Genomic DNA, 20,241 nt, shown 5'->3' with positions numbered 1-20,241 from the left:
ACATGACTGATAATTATAACGCCATTAACTGGAATGCAGTTGACGACGCAATTGATAAAGCCACCTGGGAAAAATTAACCGAACAGTTTTGGCTGGATACCAGAATTCCCCTTTCCAACGATTTAGCTGATTGGCGGACCTTAGACGACGATCATCGTTGGTTAGTAGGCCACGTTTTTGGTGGTCTTACCCTGCTAGACACCCTACAATCTCAAGAAGGAATGGCTTCTCTACGAAAAAATACCGTAACAATGCATGAAACCGCCGTACTAAACAACATCCAATTTATGGAATCCGTTCATGCTAAAAGTTACTCGTCTATTTTTTCAACTTTAAACTCGCCAGATGAAATTGAAGAAATTTTTGATTGGAGCGATACCGAGGAACTACTCCAAAATAAAACCTTAAAGATTAGAGATATCTATAAAGATGAGCCTAACCCACTAAAAAAGAAAATCGCCAGTGTCTTTTTAGAAACTTTTCTTTTTTATTCAGGTTTTTATACACCGCTGTGGTATCTAGGCCACAATAAGCTCTCTAACGTAGCTGAAATCATCAAGCTAATTTTACGCGATGAATCCGTTCATGGTACTTACATTGGTTATAAATTTCAAATTGGCTACAACCAGTTATCTAATGAGGATCAAGCTGAACTCAAGGACTGGTTGTACGATTTCCTTTATAAACTATATGAAAATGAAGAAAACTATAATCACCTTCTTTATGACCAAGTTGGTTGGACAGAAGATGTGCTGACCTTCATTCGTTACAATGCTAATAAAGCTCTAATGAATTTAGGTCAAGATCCCCTTTTCCCGGACACTAATGAAGATGTTAATCCGGTTATTATGAACGGAATTTCAACCACCACTGCCAATCATGATTTCTTTTCTCAAGTAGGTAATGGTTACTTACTAGGAAACGTAGAATCTATGCAGGATTCCGATTATAATTTTGGTAAAAAAATCTAAAAAAACAGTCAGGAAAGATTTCCTGACTGTTTTTTTAGTCTTCATAACCACTAGGATGTTTTTGATACCAATTCCAAGCGGTTTGAATAATTTTTTCGACGTCATCATATTCCGGTTGCCAATTCAAGATTTCACGAGCTTCTTTACTAGCTGCCACTAAGGTACTAGGATCTCCAGCCCTTCTAGGCCCCATTACCGTAGGAATTGCCTGACCTGTGACTTTTAGGGATGCTTGTAGCATTTGTAAGTTAGAAAAACCGGTAGAAGAACCTAAATTAAAGGCTCGGCTAGGATTACCATTTTCCAAGTAGCTCACCGCCAAAATATGAGCCATGGCTAAATCTTCTACGTGAACATAATCTCGCACACAGGTACCATCGGCAGTGTCATAATCATCACCAAAGATCGTTAACTGATCACGTTTACCAGCGGCTACTTCCAAAATAATGGGTACTAAGTGCGTTTCTGGCTGGTGATCTTCACCAATACTACCATCGGCTTTGGCTCCCGCCACGTTGAAATAGCGAAGAGCTACAAATTTAATGCCATAAGCCTGATCACACCAGTGCATGATTCTTTCCATCATTAATTTACTTTCACCATACGGGTTAGTTGGAATTTGCCGATCAGATTCTTCGATTGGAACCCTAGTCGGCTCTCCATATGTAGCTGCTGATGATGAAAAAATAAGTTTATCAACGTTATGTTTTTTCATTACTTCTAATAACGTAATTAAACCACCCACGTTATTGTTAAAATATTTCAAGGGGGCTTTCATTGACTCAGGTACTATTGAAAAGGCCGCAAAATGAATTACCGCATCGATAGTTTCATTAGCAAAAACGGTTTCCAGAAAGTCTTGGTCCCGAACATCTCCCTCGTAAAATCTGGCATCCTCAGCTACAGCTGATTGATGACCAGTCGATAAATTATCCACCACCACCACATCATTGCCAGTATTAACTAATCTGTCTACGGTATGCGAACCGATATAACCCGCTCCGCCTAGTACTAAAATTGCCATAAATTCTTCCCCTTTGTTTGGAGTATATTTTTATACCCTTATTTTCCACCAAAAGGATCCGCATAGCAAACATTTCCACTAAATTTTAGGAAAACAAAAAGCCCATTTCCATTAGGAAATGAGCTTTTTAAGCGAAATTACTTAAGAGTAACTACGCCACCAACTTCTTCAAGTTTAGCCTTGATGTCGTTAGCTTCGTCTTCAGAAACGCCTTCTTTGATAACAGAAGGAACGCCATCAACAAGACCCTTAGCGTCTTTCAAGCCAAGTCCAGTGATTTCACGGACAACCTTGATAGCCTTAACTTTTTGGTCACCAGATTCAGTTAATTCAACATCGTATGAATCCTTAGCACCAGCGTCGGCACCAGCAGCACCAGCAGCAGCTACAGGAGCAGCAGCTGAAACACCGAATTCTTCTTCGATTGAGCTAACTAAGTCGTTTAAGTCAGTAATTGAAGCTTCTTTTAATTGGTCGATAATATTGTCTTTATCAAAAGCCATTGTATTTTCCTCCACTTATAATTGGAATTTTAGTATTGACTAGGCAGCGTCGCCATCGTCAGATTCTTTCTTTTCTGCAATTGCCTTAACGGCGTATGCAACGTTACGTACAGGTGCTTGAAGAATATTTGCCAAGGTAGACAATAGTTCTTCGCGACTTGGTAAAGTAGCGTATGTTGAAATTTCTTCAACAGAAGCAACTTCGCCGTCGATGATACCACCCTTAAGTTCAAGTGCTTCAGCAGTTTTTGCAAAGTTATGCAAAATCTTAGCAGCGGCGATTGGATCTTCAGAACCAAAAGCAACGGCAGTAGGACCAACAAAGGTATCCTTCAAACCATCAAAACCAGCCTTTTCAGCGGCCCGCATCAAGATCTTGTTCTTGATAACTTGCATGCTAACACCAGCATCACGCAATTGCTTCCGTAAATCAGTTACTTCAGCAACGGTTAAGCCACGGTAATCAACAACTACAACAGAAGATGCATTCTTTAATTGATCTGCAATTTCTTCAACTTGTTTTGCTTTAACAGCAATAGCTTGTTCACTCACGAAATTCACCTCCCAAAATTTTCGTTGGGATTTAATAAAAAATCCCTATGCCACCGTAGACATAGGAAAAGAAACTTTCCTCGGCAGGATATTAAGGCTTACGCCACCTGAGTCTTAGGCAGAAATATAACAAAGATGATTTTACCATATTGGCAAAAAATCGTCAACATAGGGATTTTTCGGAATTTAATTCCAACTAGTACAAACTAGATTGATTCAATATCTACTTCAACCCCAGGGCCAAAGGTAGATGAAATTGAAACGTTCTTTACGTAAGTACCACGAACAGCAGCTGGACGGGCACGAACAATTACATCAGCAATTGTCTTGATGTTACCAGCCAATTTGTCAGCGTCAAATGAAACCTTACCAACAGGAACTGCTACGTTACCATCACGGTCAGTCCGGTAAGTAACCTTACCAGCTTTTGAGTCAGACACTGCCTTAGCAACGTCCATGGTAACAGTACCAGTCTTAGGGTTTGGCATTAAGCCTTTAGGTCCCAATACTCGACCTAAACGACCTACTTGAGCCATCATATCAGGAGTAGCAATAGCGACATCAAAGTCTAACCAGCCATCTTGAATTTTTTCAACTAAGTCAGTTTCACCAACGAAATCTGCACCGGCTTCTTCGGCTTCTTTAGCCTTGTCACCCTTTGCAAATACAACAACGGTTTGGTCTTTACCAGTACCGTTAGGTAGGACAACTGCCCCCCGAAGTTGTTGGTCTGCTTGTTTAGTATCAACGTTTAAATTAAATACGATGCTTACAGTATCATCAAACTTAGCAAAGTCGATGTTTTTAACCAATTCAACAGCGTCATTTACGGCGTATGCTTTATCTTGATCTACTTGCTTTAAGGCATCTTGATATTGTTTTCCTCTTTTACGAGCCATGTGTGTTTTCCTCCTTGCAATGTGGTTATAACGGGTTCAACCTCCCACGCGACGCGTCAGCTACGCATCAAAGCTACCCAAAGACTAACTTAAATTAGTCTTCAACTACGAAGCCCATGCTCCGTGCAGTACCTTCGACCATGCGCATAGCTGCTTCAACGTCAGCAGCGTTAAGGTCTGGCATTTTAGTTTCAGCGATTTGCTTAACTTGATCCTTGGTTACAGTTGCAACCTTGTTAGTGTTAGGTTCGCCGGAACCGTGTTCAACACCAGCAGCCTTTTTGAGCAAAACAGCAGCAGGTGGGGTCTTAGTAATGAAATCAAATGAACGATCTTCATACACAGTAATAACAACTGGAATGATCATACCTGCTTGATCAGCAGTCCGCGCATTGAAATCCTTAGTGAAGCCCATGATGTTGATACCTGCTTGACCTAAAGCAGGACCAACTGGAGGGGCAGGTGTTGCTTTGCCCGCAGGGATTTGCAATTTAACAATATTAGCTACTTTTTTAGCCACGAGACATACCTCCTTAAGTCCGTGTGTGGTAAGTGGAGATTAGATTTCTCCTCCCACGTTTATCAGTATGCAAAAACATACCACCTGAGTATACCACATCTTTTTCCTAGCGACAATTACTTACCTAAATTTTCTAAACGATTGGGTCGATTTGGTCAAATTTAAGTTCAGTACTAGTTTCTCTACCAAACATATCAATGTTAACCTTCAAGCGCATTTTTTCGTTATCAATTTCGGTAATTTTACCAGTTAAGCCAGAGAAGGCTCCATCCACGATTTCCACGGAATCGCCTACTTCGACATCTAATTGTTCGTGACGAGCATTCATACCGATCATCTTCAAAACATGATCAATTTCTTCTGGCAACAATGGTGTTGGTTTACTACCCTGTCCATGGGAACCCACGAAGCCGGTAACCCCTGGAGTGTTTCGCACAATGTACCATGCTTGATCAGTCATGACCATTTCCACTAACACGTAGCCAGGGAAAGTTTTGTCCATTTTAACTTTGTCTTCGCCACTCTTAGTAGTTTCGTGTTCTTCTTGTTCAGGAACAACGACTCTAAAAATGTTATCTTCCATTCCCATGGATTGCTTTCTGCTATCCAAGTTCATTTTAACTTTGTTTTCGTATCCAGAATACGTATGTAATACGTACCATTTCTTTTCAGCTGATTCGACCATCATATTCTCCTTTTTAATCCAACAAAAAAACCTGTTGCTTAACAGGTTTTGATCGTGCTTCAGTATTAGTATACCAAACTATTCGGGTAGTGACTATGCAAATAATTGCAAAGCCCATTGAAAGAACCAATCAACGCAGCCTAAAAAGATTGCCATCAAAATCGAAGTGCCAACAACAGTTGACGTATCTCTTCTAGTTTCTTGGGCATTAGGCCAGGTAACTTCTTTCATTTCTTGAACGACGCTCTTTAAAAAATTAATGAATTTCATCGTTTTTTCCTCCCCGGCAAGATTACTTGGTTTCGCGGTGCAACGTATGTTGACCACAATACTTACAGAATTTTTTAATTTCTAAACGGTTAGTTCGATTCGGATTTGTAGGAATCGTATAATTTCTAGACCCGCAAACCGAACAAGCTAACGCTACTTTTTTGTAGGCCATTTAACTTCCTCCTGACAATCACAGTTCATACTAACATTGATCTTAACTTCAGTCAATCAACAGTATCGTAAAATTTCTTTCGGCACCGGTCAAAAGCATTCCTAGTGGCTGCTGAAAATTGGTGCGGTGTTTTTGGATGTTCCAACATTTGAATAAACGTCTGTTTTTCTAACTGTGAAAATTGACCAAAAGCCTCTACAATTGATTCCACCAGTAACACCTTTAAATCGGGCATGATATCTTGATGGTCCTGAATCGTTTCCACGTAATATTGTTCCCTAGCCTCAATGGAGTGTAATTCAGACTGGGGAATTCGTTTTTTAGCTTGAGATTCCCGAATTAAATCAATCACCCGGTTGTGCAGATTGCGTTTATAAAAACTCCCAAAAGTGACGTTTTTGGTGGAGTCGAATTTTTGAGTTGAACGAAATAGCGTTATTTGGGCTTCTTGATACCAATCATCCGCCTCGAAGTTAGTAATGTAAAACTCTGACTGCAGTTTTTTTACGATTGGCAGATAAGTATTAAATAATTGCAAAATTGCTAAATCGTCACCTGCTGCAGCCCGGTTAATTAAATCAAGGTTTGTTTGTTCCATGAAATGAACCCTCCCTTATCAGAATAGGTTCAGATTATTTCATGTGATCGTTTTCAACAAGCGAACGTGAGTTTCATCGCCTCAAAATATAACCACTAACATCTTCAAATATAAATTTATTTATGACCTCGATGACTCAATTCATCCCGCAGCTTTTCCAAAGACAATAATTGATTAGCGGTAAATGGTGAGCGGCGAAAGATTTGACCCCGATCAGCAATCACCTTGGCTTCTTGATTAACTTCTCGTTCTGCTCGCTTAACATCTGATAACAATTCACGGGCCGGAATTCTTAATGCCCCTGCTGAAAAGACGGTCCATTGTTCCGCCTGATCACTAGTAGCTACCGTTACCTGAACAAATCTACTTTGCTTTTGCCGGGCTAAAGCCTCAATATAACTATCAGCTGTTTGGTCCTTACTGGTCCAAATAATTTCCATATCATACTGTCGAAAACTTTTGGCGTTACCAGGAACATACATCGCATCAAACACTACAATCATATTAAGATCTCGATATTTTTTATACTGCGACAACGTAAATAACAGCTGATCTCGAGCTTCTTCCAGTCTGCCACTTAGTTTTAATTTATTTAACTCTGGCCAGTTGCCGATCATATTATAAGCATCGACAATTAACAGATCCTCTTTCATAACATCACCTTAGTTCAAAGGATGTCTAGCATTATATCCTTGATAGATAAGAACACTAGCAGCAACACTGGCGTTTAAGCTTTGAATATCACCGACCATTGGAATAGTTAACATTTCATCCACTTGTTTTTTAACTAGTGGCGAAATGCCTTTACCTTCGTTTCCAATAATTAAAGCTACGGCTCCCTTGGCATCCCAACGACGGTAGTCTGTCCCGTGCATATCAGTTCCAAAGACCCAGACTCCCCGCTCCTTAAGTTCATTAATTGCGTTAGTTAAATTAGTAACTCGAGCCACTGGCACTCGTTCTATAGCCCCAGCAGAAGTCTTGGCCACCGTGGAAGTTAACCCCACTGCTCGTCGTTTGGGAATAATTACTCCGTGAACTCCAGCAGCATCAGCAGTTCTAATAATAGACCCTAAATTATGAGGATCTTCAATATTATCTAAAATCACAAAAAATGGAGTTTCGTTTTTTTGTTCTGCGTTAGTAAACAAATCATCAATCGTAGCATAGTCAAAGGCTGCAACGGCTAACACAATTCCCTGATGGTTTTGTCGGTCAGTCATTAGATCTAGCTTTTGCTTAGGTACTCGTGAAATTACTAGGTGTTGTTTATTAGCAATCTTTAAAGCATTAGCAATCACCGGATCCTTTTCGTTAATGCCGGTTTGCAAAAATAATTTATTTGCTTCTTGTTTAGCTTGCAAAGCGGCAACTACTGGGTGACGCCCAATCACAAAGTCATTATTTTCTTCTTCATTATTTGGTTTCATGACGTAAATTTCCTCCTTCCACTTGTTGTATGCACCAAGCCGCAATTTCAGCTAAACGTTCCTGTTGTCCACTAAGGTATAAGTACCCCATCACCGCTTCAAAACCGGTCGAAACTCGATAAGTTAGTACATCGGTGTTTTTAGCGTGAGTGTAACTTTTAGCGTTACGGCCACGTTTAAAATAATCCCATTCCGTATCGGTTAAATATTGATCGGTTTCCATTTGCCGAATTAAGGCCGCTTGAGCCTTGGCAGAAACGTAGTTAGTAGCCACGTGGTGCAGCTTAGTAGGTTTAGTTAGTCCTTGCTCAATTAAATGCTGACGAATATATACTTCATAAGCTGCATCACCCATATAAGCTAATGCTACTCCGTTAAGTTGTTGATAAGTCTCCATGTAAGTTTATGATTCCTTTCTGAATCGGGTTCCCTGTGGTGTATCTTCCAATACAATTCCTTGGGCTTTAAGTTCTTCACGAATTTCATCACTTCTGATGAAATCTTTATTTTTTCTAGCTAATTCTCGTTCAGCGATCAAAGCCTCAATATCTTCATCCGAAATAGTTTCCGCGCTCAATACCACCCCAAAGATAGCAGTTAAATCTTGTAAGGTTTTGGCTAAGAATTGAAGGGTGCCTGCAAAAACCAATTCTCGTTGAGTATAAACGTTAGCAAATTTGGCCAATTCATAAACTGCCGCAATCCCGTTTTGGGCGTTAAAATCATCATCCATCGCATCTGTAAAGTCGGCCACAATTTGACGAATTTCCTGTTCGACCTTAGGATCGTTGCCGGCTTCGGCATTTTGTTGCCGGTAAATGACGTTATTAAAAGCAGTTTGTAGCTTCTTAAAATTGCTTTGGGCTTCTTGCAAGCTAGCGTTGTTGTATTGGATAGGCCGTCGATAGTGCGTGGTCGACATTAATAACCGAATGACTTGTCCGTCCACTTCTTTTAATAAGTCATGAACCGTAACAAAGTTACCCAATGATTTACTCATCTTTTCGTTATCATCACCAACCGTCACGAAGCCGTTATGCATCCAATACTTTACAAATTGGTGGTGGGTCTTAGCTTCACTTTGAGCTCGTTCATTTTCGTGATGAGGGAAAATTAAATCTTCACCACCACCATGAATGTCAATGGTGTCCCCTAAATAACGAGTAGACATCACAGAGCATTCAATATGCCAGCCAGGCCGTCCCGGTCCCCAAGGAGAGTCCCAGGCCACTTCACCATCATCCGCCTTTTTCCAAAGGGCAAAGTCCACCGGATCTTCTTTTTGAGCAAATTCACCGTTGGCTACATCAACATGTTGGCTAGCCCCTACTTCTAATTCATCAATGTTTTTATGAGCTAATTCGCCATATGTTGGAAATTTTCGAACTCGATAGTAAACGTTACCGTCTACATCATAAGCGTAACCAGCTTCAATCAATTCGGAAACAAAACTAATAATTTCAGCAATATTATCAGTGGCCCGTGGATTTTTAGTAGCTGGTTGGATATTAAGGGCCTTAGTGTCCTCATAAAAAGCAGCAATATACTTGTCAGCAATGGCTTCAACAGTCGTATTATTTTCCTTTGCAGCCTTGATCATTTTGTCGTCAACATCGGTAAAGTTAGAAACGTAATTAACTTGATAACCACGGTATTCTAAGTAGCGTCGAATAGTATCAAAAGCGATGACGCTACGAGCGTTACCCATGTGAATATAATTGTAAACGGTGGGGCCACAAACATACATATTAACAACTCCGGGGTTGAGTGGGTTAAAAGTTTCTTTTTGCCGGGTCAGGGTGTTAAAAATTTGTAACATGGCTTTTTCCTCGATTCATCGGTATTTATTGAAATCATAGCACAAATCGGCGTTAATTCTAGAATTTAAATTCGTAAATTGAAATGAGGCCCGTTGACATTCAACGGACCTCATAAATTAATAAATATTTTTTGATTAATTAATTATTGGCTTCAAGTTGATCCAATGTTTGTTGAACATGCTTAACTGCAGTTTCTTTTCCAACTAATTCGATTGATTCTGGCAATTCAGGGCCGTGCATTTCATGAGTTACGGCAATTCGAATTGGCATCCAGAGTTTTCTACCTTTAATTCCGGTATCTTTTTGAATTTGCTTAATGGTAGCCAAGATTTGAACTTTATCAAAAATTGGTAAATAAGCAATTCGATCGCGGAATTCTTTTAAAACTACTGGAGCAGTTTCGTTTTGAATTTCGGCTAAAGCTTCCCCGCTAACCATTTCTGGTTCGTGGAAGAAAACTTCTGCCATTTCGTTAATTTGGGCCATGTAACTCATTTGTTGCTTGTAAACGTTAATTAGCTTCCGAGCCCATTCAATGGTCTTAGTATCTGGATCAGCAGGAAGATTACCAGCCTTGATTAATTGTTGCAATGCTAAATCCATAACAACATCTTCATCACTAGCTTTAACGTATTGGTTATTGATCCATTCTAGTTTCTTGGAGTCAAACTTAGCTGGGGACTTGCTCAAGCGATTTTCGTCATACATCTTGATAAAGTCCTTAACTGAAAAGATTTCATCTTCACCAACTGGTGACCAACCTAACAACACAATGAAGTTAAACATTGCTTCTGGTAGGTAGCCTAAGTCTCTATACTGTTCGATAAATTGAAGCACAGTTTCGTCTCGCTTACTTAGCTTCTTGCCCGTATCGGCACTGATGATTAAACTCATGTGACCAAATTGAGGAGCTTGCCAGCCAAAGGCTTCATAGATCATTAATTGTTTAGGCGTATTAGCAACGTGATCATCACCACGAAAGACATGGCTGATTTTCATCAAATGATCATCTACCACAACGGCAAAGTTATAAGTAGGCATCCCATCACGCTTAGCGATAACGAAGTCACCACCGATGCTATCAGAGTTAAAGGAAACGTTTCCCTTAACGATATCATCCCAAGCAAAATCATGGTTCTTAGGAACTCGGAATCGAATAACGGGTTTAAGTCCCTTAGCCCGGGCAGCCTCAATAGCAGCTTGGCGTTCTTCATCAGACATACCAGCATATTCGTATTCATAATGAGGCATTTCACCACGTGCTTTTTGAGCTTCTCGGTCAGCTTCTAATTCTTCTTCAGTCCGGTAAGATTCGTAAGCTTTATCTTCATCCATTAATTGTTGAATTAGTGGCGTATAGATATCTTGACGTTCTGATTGGCGGTAAGGACCAAAATCACCCGGTTTGTCAGGACCTTCATCCCAATCTAATCCTAACCATTTAAGGTTTTCTAATTGGCTGCGTTCACCATCTTCAACATTTCGCTTCGTATCAGTATCTTCGATTCGAATGATGAACTTTCCTTTATTGTGTCGCGCAAACAAATAATTAAAAATTGCCGTCCGCGCGTTACCGATATGCAAATGTCCAGTAGGACTTGGTGCGTATCGAACCCGAATTGCATCGTTTGCCATGTTTTAACGCCTCTTTCTAGTTTTTTAAATTAAGTTAGTAGTTTTAGTGTACAATGCTCCGCCCTAAAAATAAAGGGTTGAACTGCTTACTTCCCGTTTCTCTTAGGATTATGGGTATTTTCTTTACTTTTAGGATCTTTAGTATCACTAATTCCTTTAGTAGAATGTTCTGGTTTAGCAAAAATCATCTTCCCAGCGTCAGTTTGAATAGCGCTAGTTACCACTACATCGATATGTTGATTTAAGAAATAACGACCATCTTCAACTACTACCATGGTTCCATCGTCTAGGTAAGCTACCCCTTGTTGTCGTTCGGTTCCGTTTTTAACAACCATTACGTTTAGTTTTTGGCCCGGAACGATCTTTTGGCGTAACGCATTAGCTAAGGCATTAATGTTAAAAACTTGAACATTTTGGAACTGAATTACCTTGTTTAAGTTGTAGTCGTTAGTAACAATTACTCCATTAACATCTTTAGCTAATTGAATTAATTTACTATCAACTTCATCAATGTCATCATAGTCACCTTCGTAGGTTTCAACCGGCATTAATTTTTCACTTTGTAATTTATTCAAAATATCCAATCCTCGCCGGCCCCGAACCCGTTTAACACTGTCGCTAGAATCAGCGATATATTGTAGTTCATACAAGACAAAGTTAGGAATTAACAACGTCCCTTCTAAGAAACCAGTTTTGACAATATCGTAGATTCGACCATCAATTAAAATATTAGTATCTAAAATTTTGTAATGATGATAATTTTCATCAATGGGTTTATCAATAATTTTTTCGTCTAAGTCCGCTTCTTCCTCAGCCTTTTTGCGTGATTGAAATACTCGCTTAAACCGACCACTTTGTGTTGAACCTAACCGCAATCCCACATAACCTAACACCAGCATCAAAATAGCCGGTACTAAAGTGTTCAAGAAGAACGTGTGAGCCCGGAAAAAGACAGTCGAAATTAAAATAGCCACCACTAATCCTACAATCATTCCCAAAGTTCCAAATAACAAAGAGATTGGATTTTGTTTAGCTAACGACGTCTCTAATTGATCTACTACCTTTAGCACTTGTTTGTCCAGCAACAACGAAATAATATAAAAGATAATGGCTCCTAAAATGGCATTGGTAAACATGTTGTTGAACAAGGTACCATAGCTAAGTTGCAATACCATCCAAAAAATGGGAAAGTAACTCGCCCCGATTGCTGCTCCAGCAATTGTAAAAATTAATCTAACAACTCCCTTGCGTCTCATCATTTCACCTCCTTTATCATTTAACCTAACGCTAATTTAAGTGCTTGAGACAAAGTGGAAACTCCAATTACTTCAATGTTTTTTGGAGGCGTCCACCCTTGCAAATTATTAGCTGGCACCATAATTCTATTAAATCCTAATTTGGCAGCTTCTGCCACCCGTTCTTCAATTCTAGTCACCCGGCGAATTTCACCGGTTAATCCCAATTCTCCCACATAACATTCACTAGGGTTAGTTCCCCGGTCTTTGTACGACGAAGCAATACTAATTGCCATAGCTAAATCAATAGCCGGTTCGTTAAGCTTCACGCCCCCAGCAGCCTTCAGATAAGCGTCCTGATTTTGTAACATTAATCCGGCTCGTTTTTCTAGCACTGCCATAATCAAAGAAACACGGTTTCGATCCACTCCGGAAGCAGTTCGTTGAGCATTTCCAAAAACTGAAGCGGTAATTAACGCTTGGATTTCAACCAAAATTGGTCGGGTTCCCTCCATGGAGACCACAATGGCGGATCCGGTGGCGTCTTTTAATCGTTCTTCTAGAAAAATTTCTGATGGATTAGTAACTTCCGCCAAACCACCTTCGCGCATTTCAAAAACACCCAATTCATTAGTGGAACCAAATCGGTTTTTAACCGCCCGCAAAATTCGGTAAGAATGGTTTAGGTCCCCTTCAAAGTATAAAACGGTATCCACCATATGTTCCAAAATTTTGGGGCCGGCAATTGCTCCGCCCTTAGTTACGTGTCCCACTACAAAGACAGTAATACCTTGGCCTTTAGCAATTTTCATTAAGTCAGCCGTCACTTCTCTAACCTGGGCTACTGAACCAGTAGCTGATTGCACCTCGGGTTCTTGCATGGTCTGAACTGAGTCAATTACCACTGCATCCGGTTTTAATTCATTAATGGTAGCCCGAATTTCATCCATATTAGTTTGGGGATAAATATAAAGTTGGTCACTATTAACGTTGAGTCGATCAGCTCGCATTTTAATCTGGTTAGCACTTTCTTCTCCAGACACGTACAAAATTTTGCCTTTTCGACTTAGCTGACTAGAAACCTGTAATAGTAATGTTGATTTACCAATTCCGGGATCTCCCCCGATTAAGACTAGTGATCCAGGAACCACTCCACCACCTAATACCCGGTTAAGTTCCTCTAAATCCGTTTGAATTCGAGGCTCATTTTCAAATTTTACTTCACCTAATAATTCCGGTTGTACATTACTAGTACCCGTCCGTCGTAATCCCGTAGCAGTATTTGCTTTAGTTTGGGTAACTACTTCTTCTACTAAAGTGTTCCATTCACCACAGTTAGGACACCGGCCCAAATAACGTGGGGATATATACCCACAGTTTTGGCAAACAAATTGCGTTTTTGATTTCGCCACTAAACTATCCTCCGATTCGTTAATTATTTACCGGAAGAACCAAAGCCTCCGGAACGAGTTTGTTTTAGATCTTCATTATCACTGTCAGTGGTTAAATAAGGCATAAAAATTCCCTGTCCAATTCGATCACCTTTTTTAATTTTTAAATCAGTAATTCCCAAATTTACCATTTGAATAAAAATTTCGCCTTCATTGGCATCATTATTATAGTAATCGGCATCAATTACTCCAATACCATTGGGCACTACTAAACCGCGCTTAAGTGGATTACTGGAACGATTAGCAATAATTAATACTTCGTTAGGTTGCATAAATGCTTTAATCCCCGTTGGAATTAAATACGGTTTTAAAGTCGCATTAGCATCACTAATTTCTTGAGCACTTAATTCTTTAGTACTTTTAATAGTTGCCAAAGCCTTTAAAAATGGAAAACGCCAAATAGACGGTAGTACCATGTCTACCGCACTTTCAAAGTCATAACCGGCTGCTTGTTTGGTAGCCCGTTTAGGTAAGTTAATTGCCTGATCCTGGTATTTAGAAACTACTTCGAAGCCTCGAGTCATCAAATCATCCTTTCGTTTACCGTTCTAATTATAAACTAAAGACCAACTTTTTAACATTAATTGACAAAACTTAACAAAACCTGCAAAATGGACGTTAGTAAAACCTTAAACGATAAACAGCAGGAGGCACTCCATGAATCAAAACGAACTGAAACAATTAGTTGGTCAAGAAGCAGCTAAATACGTTGAAAATAACACCGTTGTTGGACTAGGAACCGGGTCAACCGTTAAATATCTAGTTGACGCTTTAGGTAAACGAGTTCAAGAAGAAGGCTTATCTATTGTGGGCGTTCCCACCTCAGAACGAACAGCTAAGCAAGCTCGCGACTTAGGAATCACTATTAAAGATGTAGATGAAGTTGATCACATTGATTTAACCATCGACGGGGCTGATCAAATCGATAAAAATTTCCAAGGAATTAAGGGAGGCGGCGCCGCTCATCTTTGGGAAAAAATCGTAGCCATTAACTCCCGTAAAAATATGTGGATTGTTGATGAAAGTAAAATGGCTGATGAATTGGGCTCTTTCCCACTACCACTTGAAGTTATCCCTTATGGCAGTACCCAACTTATCAAACGCCTTGCCAATCGAGGTTACAAACCAGAATTCAGATTAAACGGCTCAGAACATGTTTTGACCGATTCCAAAAATTATGTAATTGATTTACATTTAGGTCACATCGATGATCCCCATGCCTTGGCTAAAGATTTAGACAGCATGACCGGTATCGTGGAACACGGTTTATTCTTAGACTTAGTTAATATTGTGATCGTTGGTCACAATAACGGTCCTGAAGTTTTAAAAGCTCGCCCATAATTTAATATTGTATTTGCGGGACGGATCAAAGACTAGTAATTGTCTATTGATCAAGTCCCTTTTTTATTTATGTTAATCAGAGTACAATGTACTCATTAAAATTTAAGGAGGGATTTTTTTGTCAGCTGCTATCAGTTTTGATCAAATTAATCAGTTTCAAAATAATCTAGATGCCAAAAAGGAAGCCAAAGTAATCGAACGGGCCGTTACCCATCAAGGAATTTTGGCCACTAGTGCCGATTTTGCTTCCGAGGTAACTATGAATCCCGTTTTTTCAATTGATTTAGCTACTGGAGACGTAGCCGACCAAAAGCAAAGCGGTCGTTGCTGGATGTTTGCAGCGTTAAATACAATGCGGCACAAATTAATGACTAACTTTAAAATGAGCGATGATTTCGAACTTTCTCAAAACTACATCAACTTTTGGGATAAGTTTGAAAAAGCTAACTTCTTTTTAGATAACGTTATTAAAACTGCCAATGAACCCCTTGATTCTCGCAAAGTAGCTTGGTTAATGGCTACGCCGCAACAAGATGGCGGTCAGTGGGACATGTTATGTGCCTTAATTGAAAAATACGGGATCGTTCCTAAGTCTGCTATGCCAGAAACTTTTAGTAGCGAAAAATCAGCACAATTAAACAAATTCCTTAACCTTAAACTACGGCACAATGCTGCAGTTTTACGAGAATTAGTAGCTGCTGATACAAGCGATGCTAAGTTACTTGCTACTAAAACTGACATGTTAAATGATATCTATCGTATGTTGGCCTATACATTAGGGGAACCTACACAACAATTTGATTTTGAATACCGAGATAAAGATAGCCAATATCATATTGATCAAAATCTTACCCCTCGAGCATTTTTCCAAAAATATATTGATGTAGATTTAACTAACTACGTTTCTTTGATTAACTCCCCCACTGATAACAAACCTTTCATGAAAACTTACACTGTCGAAATGTTAGGTAACGTGGTTGGTGGTCGCCAAGTTAAGCATCTTAATCTAGAAATGAACGATTTGAAACAACTAGCTATTGAACAATTAAAACGCGGTGAATCCGTATGGTTTGGTAGTGATGTAGGTCAAAGTTCTAACTCTCAAAAGGGTATTATGGATACTTCTCTTTACGCTCCAGATGAATTATTTGATACCGACCTTTCCCTTTCTAAAGGGGCTCGTTTGGACTACGGTGAAAGTCTGATGACTCACGCTATGGTCATTACCGGCGTTGACTTAGTAGATGGTAAACCTACTAAGTGGAAAGTTGAAAATAGCTGGGGTAAAAAAGTTGGTAATAAAGGTTACTTTGTAATGAGTGATGACTGGATGGATCAATTTGTTTATCAAATCGTGGTAAACAAAAACTTTATGCCTGATGAAATACAAGCAGCCCAAGAACAAGAACCGATTGAATTAGCTCCTTGGGACCCAATGGGAGCCTTAGCTTAAAATAATCATTTCCACAAAAAAAGCCTTAAATTCGAAATTAATCGAATTTAAGGCTTTTTGCTTATTATTAAATGCTATTAGGCAAGTAATACTAAGAAGATAGGTCCCATTAACGTTAAGAAAATGTTACCAATAACGTAAGCTGGAGCAACAGTAGCAGCGAAGTAAGGGCCACCTTCTGGACCAGAAGCTTCAGTAATGGCATTCAACCCAGCAGAAAGTGTATCCGCACCGGTTAATGAACCAATCAAAGCAACGGGTTCCATCTTCAATATCCACTTATCAACATACAAAGTAATGATATGTGGAAGGATTGAAATAATTGCACCAATTAAGAAAACGGAAATTCCAAGTGACTTGAAGGCTGAAACGAAAGTCCGTGCGGCTGACAAACCAACCGTAACGATAAAGATGTTCAAACCAAAGCTTTGGAAGAATTCCATGATGTTGTCAGGAATAGAGTCAATGTATTGATTCTTATCTTGCCAAATACTCAAGATCAAACCAACAATCACACTACCTGTACCACCACCAAGAGCCAATGGAACACCACCGACCTTGGTACCAACAACACCTAAAGCAGCACTGGCTGCAATACCTAAACAGAACATAGCGTAGTTAATAGCGCTAGCAGAAGCTTTCCACTTACCTAATGAACTAAGTTCTGATTTAACTGCAGCAAAATCACCAGTTAACCCAATTGGGCTACCAGCATGAAGGTCATCTAAAGTACGCATGTTACCTTCTGCAGGATCCATTAAGTTAACGAAGATTCCCTTCTTTTCAAGGGCAACGATACCATCTTTAGTAAAGTTTTTACCCAAGATAAAGAATTTTTCACTAAATTTCTTAGTGTCATCATTAATTACTTCATGCAAACCAGTACCAGTAACAGTATCTGAAAGATCGTTAGCGTAACCTGCAAAGGTAACAACGTCGTTAGCTTGCAAAGCATCACTATCTTTCAAATCACTACCGTTACGAACGGCACCTAATAATTGAACCTTAGTTGCATCCAAGCTATTCATAATATCAGCAAGGGTCTTACCAACAAAAGTTGAATTATCCACAACATCATAAGTCCGGATCCGAGTCATACTAGGAACAGCTGCAGTAAAGTTCATTTCACGAGCAACTTTAGTAGCTTGATCCTTAACGTTGATGTGTAACATCTTTGGTGCAAGGTCCCGCAAGAAGATAAGAACCCCGATAGTACCAAATACGTAAGTCAACGCGTAAACAATTGGAATTTGAGAACTGTACAATGCTTTTAATGAACCAGAAATAGGTAATTTTTGGATAGTTTCCAAAGAACTACCAATAACGGCTGATTGAGTCAAAGCACCGGCAATTGTACCAGCGGCAACACCAGGGCCAACGTTAAAGATCTTGAAGCAAGCCCAGGCAGTTAAGAAGGCGAAGATTAAGAACAAGAAACTTGAAATAATAATCTTCATCCCAAAACGTTTCATACTTGAAACGAAAGTAGGTCCAACTCGATACCCAATTGCAAACATGAAGAAGTCAAAGAAGATATCACCTAAGACAGTGTCTCGAGTAAATACACCAATTTGACCAAAGATCAATGATACAATTAGGACACCAACAGTGGCACCTAAAGTGAACGAGCCAAACTTAACCCGTCCTAAAATGTAACCCAGTCCCAAACAAATGAAGATTGAAATAACTGGATTAGCAACAAAAAATTGACCAATTCCACTCATAATTAAAGACCACTCTTACTATTATTATTTATTGTTTTTTTGGTATTCAGCATAGTACTGAGCCAAAAGTTCTTTCATGTATTCAGCAATCTTAGCATAACTTTCAGTTGGCATGTTAGCTAATGAAATCCGAACATAACCTTTGTTAGCACCAAATGATGAAGCGTCCATAATTACAGCACCGAATTCACGTACCAAACGGTAAGAGAAGTCAAGGTAGTTGTAGTTCTTAACGTACCAATCACTAAAGTCCTTGTTGTATGATTTTTCCATCAAAGTAGGAATGTTGATAAGTGTGTAGTACTTAGTGTTACCTTCAGATTCGTCAGCATCTACGCCCAAACCATTCCAGAAGGCGTTGTAACGTTCGCCAACTACTTCACGAGAAGCATCAAGATAAGTGTCATCGCCAACAGTCAAGTTGTTAGCAGCTAACAATTCCATCATGATTTGTTGTGGAGTTGACAAACCAGCAACGTGATACAAACCAATTGCACGACTGTCAGCAACCATCCGGTCGATGAACTTCATGTGCAATGGATCAGTAACAACTTTAGAGTAACGATCTTCAAATTCAGCCTTGATTTCAGGATCTGCAGCTGTCTTTTCAGCAATAATTTGATCAAATACGTTATCCTTGTGGGCAGCAGTAAGACCAAGACGGTGTCCAGTTACACCAAATAGTTTAGAGAATGAGTAAACTAATAAAGTGTTGTGAGGAACAACTGAGTAAATAGTCTTAAAGCCTTCAGCAAAGGTACCATAAACATCATCAGTAACGATAGTTAACTTAGGATTTGCTTCAACAACTTCTTTGATCTTGTCAAGAGCGTGATTACTAAATGCACGAGCGGCAGGGTTAGTAGGGTTAACATCGAAGAATGCCTTGATGCTAGGATCTTTCAATTGATCCAATTGTTCATCAGTCATTTGCCAATCATTGTCTTCACTAGAAAGCAAAGGAACAATTTCCAAGTTGTATTCCTTCAAGATAGGAATTTCCAAGTATGGAGTAAAGATTGGGGTGTTGATGGCAACCTTATCACCTGGTTCCAAGATGTGTGAAAGTTTCATTTCGTTGAAGATGTAAACCATTGATGCAGCTCCACCTTCAGTTGGGAACAATTCAGTTTCATTAGCTAATTCAGCGCCACGGTATAATGCCTTTTCAAGATACTTGTTAAGAATCTTTTCAACATTAACCAATGAACGTGAAGGAACTGGATAATGGTTACCAATAGCTCCATCAGCCATTTCGTGAACCATTTCGTCACCATTAATACCAAGTTCATCAGTAGCGTATTTAACTGTATTCAAAAGAAGTTGGTCAGCAGGATTTTCTGGGTTCATGAATTCTTTGAAACGATCTTCAATCCCGTCCATTTCAATGTAACCAGCCATTGAGCCGTTGTCTTTGGTGAAAGTCCGTTCTGAATCTTTGATACCAAATTCAACCATCCGACCTTGAGCCAAACGAGCAGTAGTGTTAATCCAGTTAGGGTTACCACGACCAACATCGATTGGTTCGTTGCCGTTCAAGTTATCTGGGGCGATTTTACGGAAATCTGCCGTAACTTCAAAGTTTGATAGGTGTGAAAGTTCACCTAATTTGGAGCCATCAATTGATTCAAATTTATCAAGTGCTGTATCTGCCATGAGAAAGTACTCCTTTGTAATATATATAATTTCTGAAACATACGAAATAAAATTGGCCAAAATTATCTCTCGGAAACTGAAAGAACAATAAAAACAAGATTGCGGGACTTGTTGTAATCGTATCCACTTTCCGACCATTATTTTACCTGTTTGTGTCAGTTATTACAAGGGTAAAAGCGAGTTAAGCATTTTCATAACACTATCATTATTCATTGAAAGGTTTTAATAATCAAATGTACAAAAAAAGCCCCTATTATTTATAAGGGCTTTCTTAAAGTATACCAATTTAATTGTAAAGTAGA

At 39.4% G+C, this 20,241-nt stretch carries 22 protein-coding genes and 1 other annotated feature; of the genes, 3 read left to right on the top strand and 19 right to left on the bottom strand.

Going from position 1 to position 20,241, the window contains the following annotated elements:
• Window positions 1-2 precede the first annotated feature (2 nt).
• Complete coding sequence (gene nrdF, locus OXT66_RS06340) at window positions 3-971, top strand: class 1b ribonucleoside-diphosphate reductase subunit beta (protein WP_268596534.1); 969 nt, start codon at window positions 3-5, stop codon at window positions 969-971.
• A 34-nt stretch (window positions 972-1,005) separates the two neighbouring features.
• Here the strand turns inward: nrdF and galE are convergent, their stop codons facing one another.
• The 17 genes from galE to OXT66_RS06255 all read right to left on the bottom strand — a co-directional run bounded on the left by galE (window position 1,006) and on the right by OXT66_RS06255 (window position 14,289).
• On the bottom strand, window positions 1,006-1,995 hold the full coding sequence (gene galE, locus OXT66_RS06335) for a UDP-glucose 4-epimerase GalE (RefSeq protein ID WP_268596533.1): 990 nt from the start codon (window positions 1,993-1,995) through the stop codon (window positions 1,006-1,008).
• A 137-nt stretch (window positions 1,996-2,132) separates the two neighbouring features.
• Window positions 2,133-2,498: a 50S ribosomal protein L7/L12 gene (rplL, locus tag OXT66_RS06330; protein WP_054669465.1), complete on the bottom strand. Its 366-nt coding sequence runs from the start codon at window positions 2,496-2,498 to the stop codon at window positions 2,133-2,135.
• A gap of 39 nt (window positions 2,499-2,537) precedes the next feature.
• A complete protein-coding gene (rplJ, locus tag OXT66_RS06325) occupies window positions 2,538-3,050 on the bottom strand; it encodes a 50S ribosomal protein L10 (RefSeq protein WP_054669468.1) in 513 nt (170 codons plus the stop codon).
• A gap of 27 nt (window positions 3,051-3,077) precedes the next feature.
• Window positions 3,078-3,187, bottom strand: a sequence feature (ribosomal protein L10 leader region).
• A 69-nt stretch (window positions 3,188-3,256) separates the two neighbouring features.
• Window positions 3,257-3,949, bottom strand: a complete 693-nt coding sequence (rplA, locus tag OXT66_RS06320) for a 50S ribosomal protein L1 (protein ID WP_056978062.1) — start codon at window positions 3,947-3,949, stop codon at window positions 3,257-3,259.
• 94 nt (window positions 3,950-4,043) lie between these two features.
• A complete protein-coding gene (rplK, locus tag OXT66_RS06315; RefSeq protein WP_056978061.1) occupies window positions 4,044-4,469 on the bottom strand; it encodes a 50S ribosomal protein L11 in 426 nt (141 codons plus the stop codon).
• A 133-nt stretch (window positions 4,470-4,602) separates the two neighbouring features.
• On the bottom strand, window positions 4,603-5,154 hold the full coding sequence (nusG, locus tag OXT66_RS06310; RefSeq protein ID WP_268596709.1) for a transcription termination/antitermination protein NusG: 552 nt from the start codon (window positions 5,152-5,154) through the stop codon (window positions 4,603-4,605).
• A gap of 93 nt (window positions 5,155-5,247) precedes the next feature.
• The gene (gene secE / locus OXT66_RS06305; RefSeq protein WP_268596532.1) at window positions 5,248-5,424 is read right to left on the bottom strand and encodes a preprotein translocase subunit SecE; all 177 of its coding nucleotides are present in this window, start codon (window positions 5,422-5,424) and stop codon (window positions 5,248-5,250) included.
• A gap of 22 nt (window positions 5,425-5,446) precedes the next feature.
• Window positions 5,447-5,596, bottom strand: coding sequence for a 50S ribosomal protein L33 (gene rpmG, locus OXT66_RS06300; RefSeq protein ID WP_268596531.1), 150 nt, complete (start codon window positions 5,594-5,596; stop codon window positions 5,447-5,449).
• 52 nt (window positions 5,597-5,648) lie between these two features.
• A complete protein-coding gene (locus tag OXT66_RS06295; protein WP_268596530.1) occupies window positions 5,649-6,194 on the bottom strand; it encodes a sigma factor in 546 nt (181 codons plus the stop codon).
• Between the two features lie 116 nt (window positions 6,195-6,310).
• Window positions 6,311-6,847 carry an NYN domain-containing protein gene (locus OXT66_RS06290; RefSeq protein ID WP_268596529.1) on the bottom strand — a complete coding sequence of 179 codons (537 nt, stop codon included), beginning with the start codon at window positions 6,845-6,847 and terminating at the stop codon, window positions 6,311-6,313.
• 9 nt (window positions 6,848-6,856) lie between these two features.
• Window positions 6,857-7,624, bottom strand: a complete 768-nt coding sequence (rlmB, locus tag OXT66_RS06285; protein ID WP_268596528.1) for a 23S rRNA (guanosine(2251)-2'-O)-methyltransferase RlmB — start codon at window positions 7,622-7,624, stop codon at window positions 6,857-6,859.
• Entirely contained in the window at window positions 7,611-8,021 is a 411-nt protein-coding gene (locus OXT66_RS06280) for a Mini-ribonuclease 3 (RefSeq protein WP_268596527.1), read from the bottom strand. Before OXT66_RS06280 ends, rlmB begins: the two co-directional genes overlap by 14 nt.
• Window positions 8,022-8,027: 6 nt before the next feature.
• Window positions 8,028-9,443, bottom strand: a complete 1,416-nt coding sequence (gene cysS, locus OXT66_RS06275; protein WP_268596526.1) for a cysteine--tRNA ligase — start codon at window positions 9,441-9,443, stop codon at window positions 8,028-8,030.
• A gap of 139 nt (window positions 9,444-9,582) precedes the next feature.
• Window positions 9,583-11,079: a glutamate--tRNA ligase gene (gene gltX / locus OXT66_RS06270; protein ID WP_268596525.1), complete on the bottom strand. Its 1,497-nt coding sequence runs from the start codon at window positions 11,077-11,079 to the stop codon at window positions 9,583-9,585.
• 86 nt (window positions 11,080-11,165) lie between these two features.
• Entirely contained in the window at window positions 11,166-12,338 is a 1,173-nt protein-coding gene (locus tag OXT66_RS06265; protein ID WP_419146382.1) for a PIN/TRAM domain-containing protein, read from the bottom strand.
• Window positions 12,339-12,355: 17 nt separating this feature from the next.
• Window positions 12,356-13,726 carry a DNA repair protein RadA gene (gene radA / locus OXT66_RS06260; protein ID WP_268596524.1) on the bottom strand — a complete coding sequence of 457 codons (1,371 nt, stop codon included), beginning with the start codon at window positions 13,724-13,726 and terminating at the stop codon, window positions 12,356-12,358.
• A 23-nt stretch (window positions 13,727-13,749) separates the two neighbouring features.
• Window positions 13,750-14,289: a dUTP diphosphatase gene (locus OXT66_RS06255; RefSeq protein WP_268596523.1), complete on the bottom strand. Its 540-nt coding sequence runs from the start codon at window positions 14,287-14,289 to the stop codon at window positions 13,750-13,752.
• Window positions 14,290-14,422: 133 nt separating this feature from the next.
• On the opposite strand from OXT66_RS06255, the gene rpiA reads away from it, so the two are divergent.
• A complete protein-coding gene (gene rpiA, locus OXT66_RS06250; protein WP_268596522.1) occupies window positions 14,423-15,106 on the top strand; it encodes a ribose-5-phosphate isomerase RpiA in 684 nt (227 codons plus the stop codon).
• Window positions 15,107-15,224: 118 nt separating this feature from the next.
• The gene (locus OXT66_RS06245; protein WP_268596521.1) at window positions 15,225-16,559 is read left to right on the top strand and encodes a C1 family peptidase; all 1,335 of its coding nucleotides are present in this window, start codon (window positions 15,225-15,227) and stop codon (window positions 16,557-16,559) included.
• 77 nt (window positions 16,560-16,636) lie between these two features.
• On the opposite strand, the gene OXT66_RS06240 is transcribed toward OXT66_RS06245, so the two are convergent.
• Window positions 16,637-18,283, bottom strand: coding sequence for a YidE/YbjL duplication (locus OXT66_RS06240; RefSeq protein WP_268596520.1), 1,647 nt, complete (start codon window positions 18,281-18,283; stop codon window positions 16,637-16,639).
• A 24-nt stretch (window positions 18,284-18,307) separates the two neighbouring features.
• Window positions 18,308-19,939 (bottom strand): bifunctional aspartate transaminase/aspartate 4-decarboxylase, encoded by a 1,632-nt coding sequence (locus OXT66_RS06235; protein WP_268596519.1) that lies wholly within the window; start codon window positions 19,937-19,939, stop codon window positions 18,308-18,310.
• Window positions 19,940-20,241 lie beyond the last annotated feature (302 nt).

The sequence above is a fragment of the Lentilactobacillus senioris genome (genome assembly GCF_026798195.1).
GTDB lineage: Bacteria > Bacillota > Bacilli > Lactobacillales > Lactobacillaceae > Lentilactobacillus > Lentilactobacillus senioris_A.
This window is presented reverse-complemented; position numbering and strand designations above follow the sequence as displayed.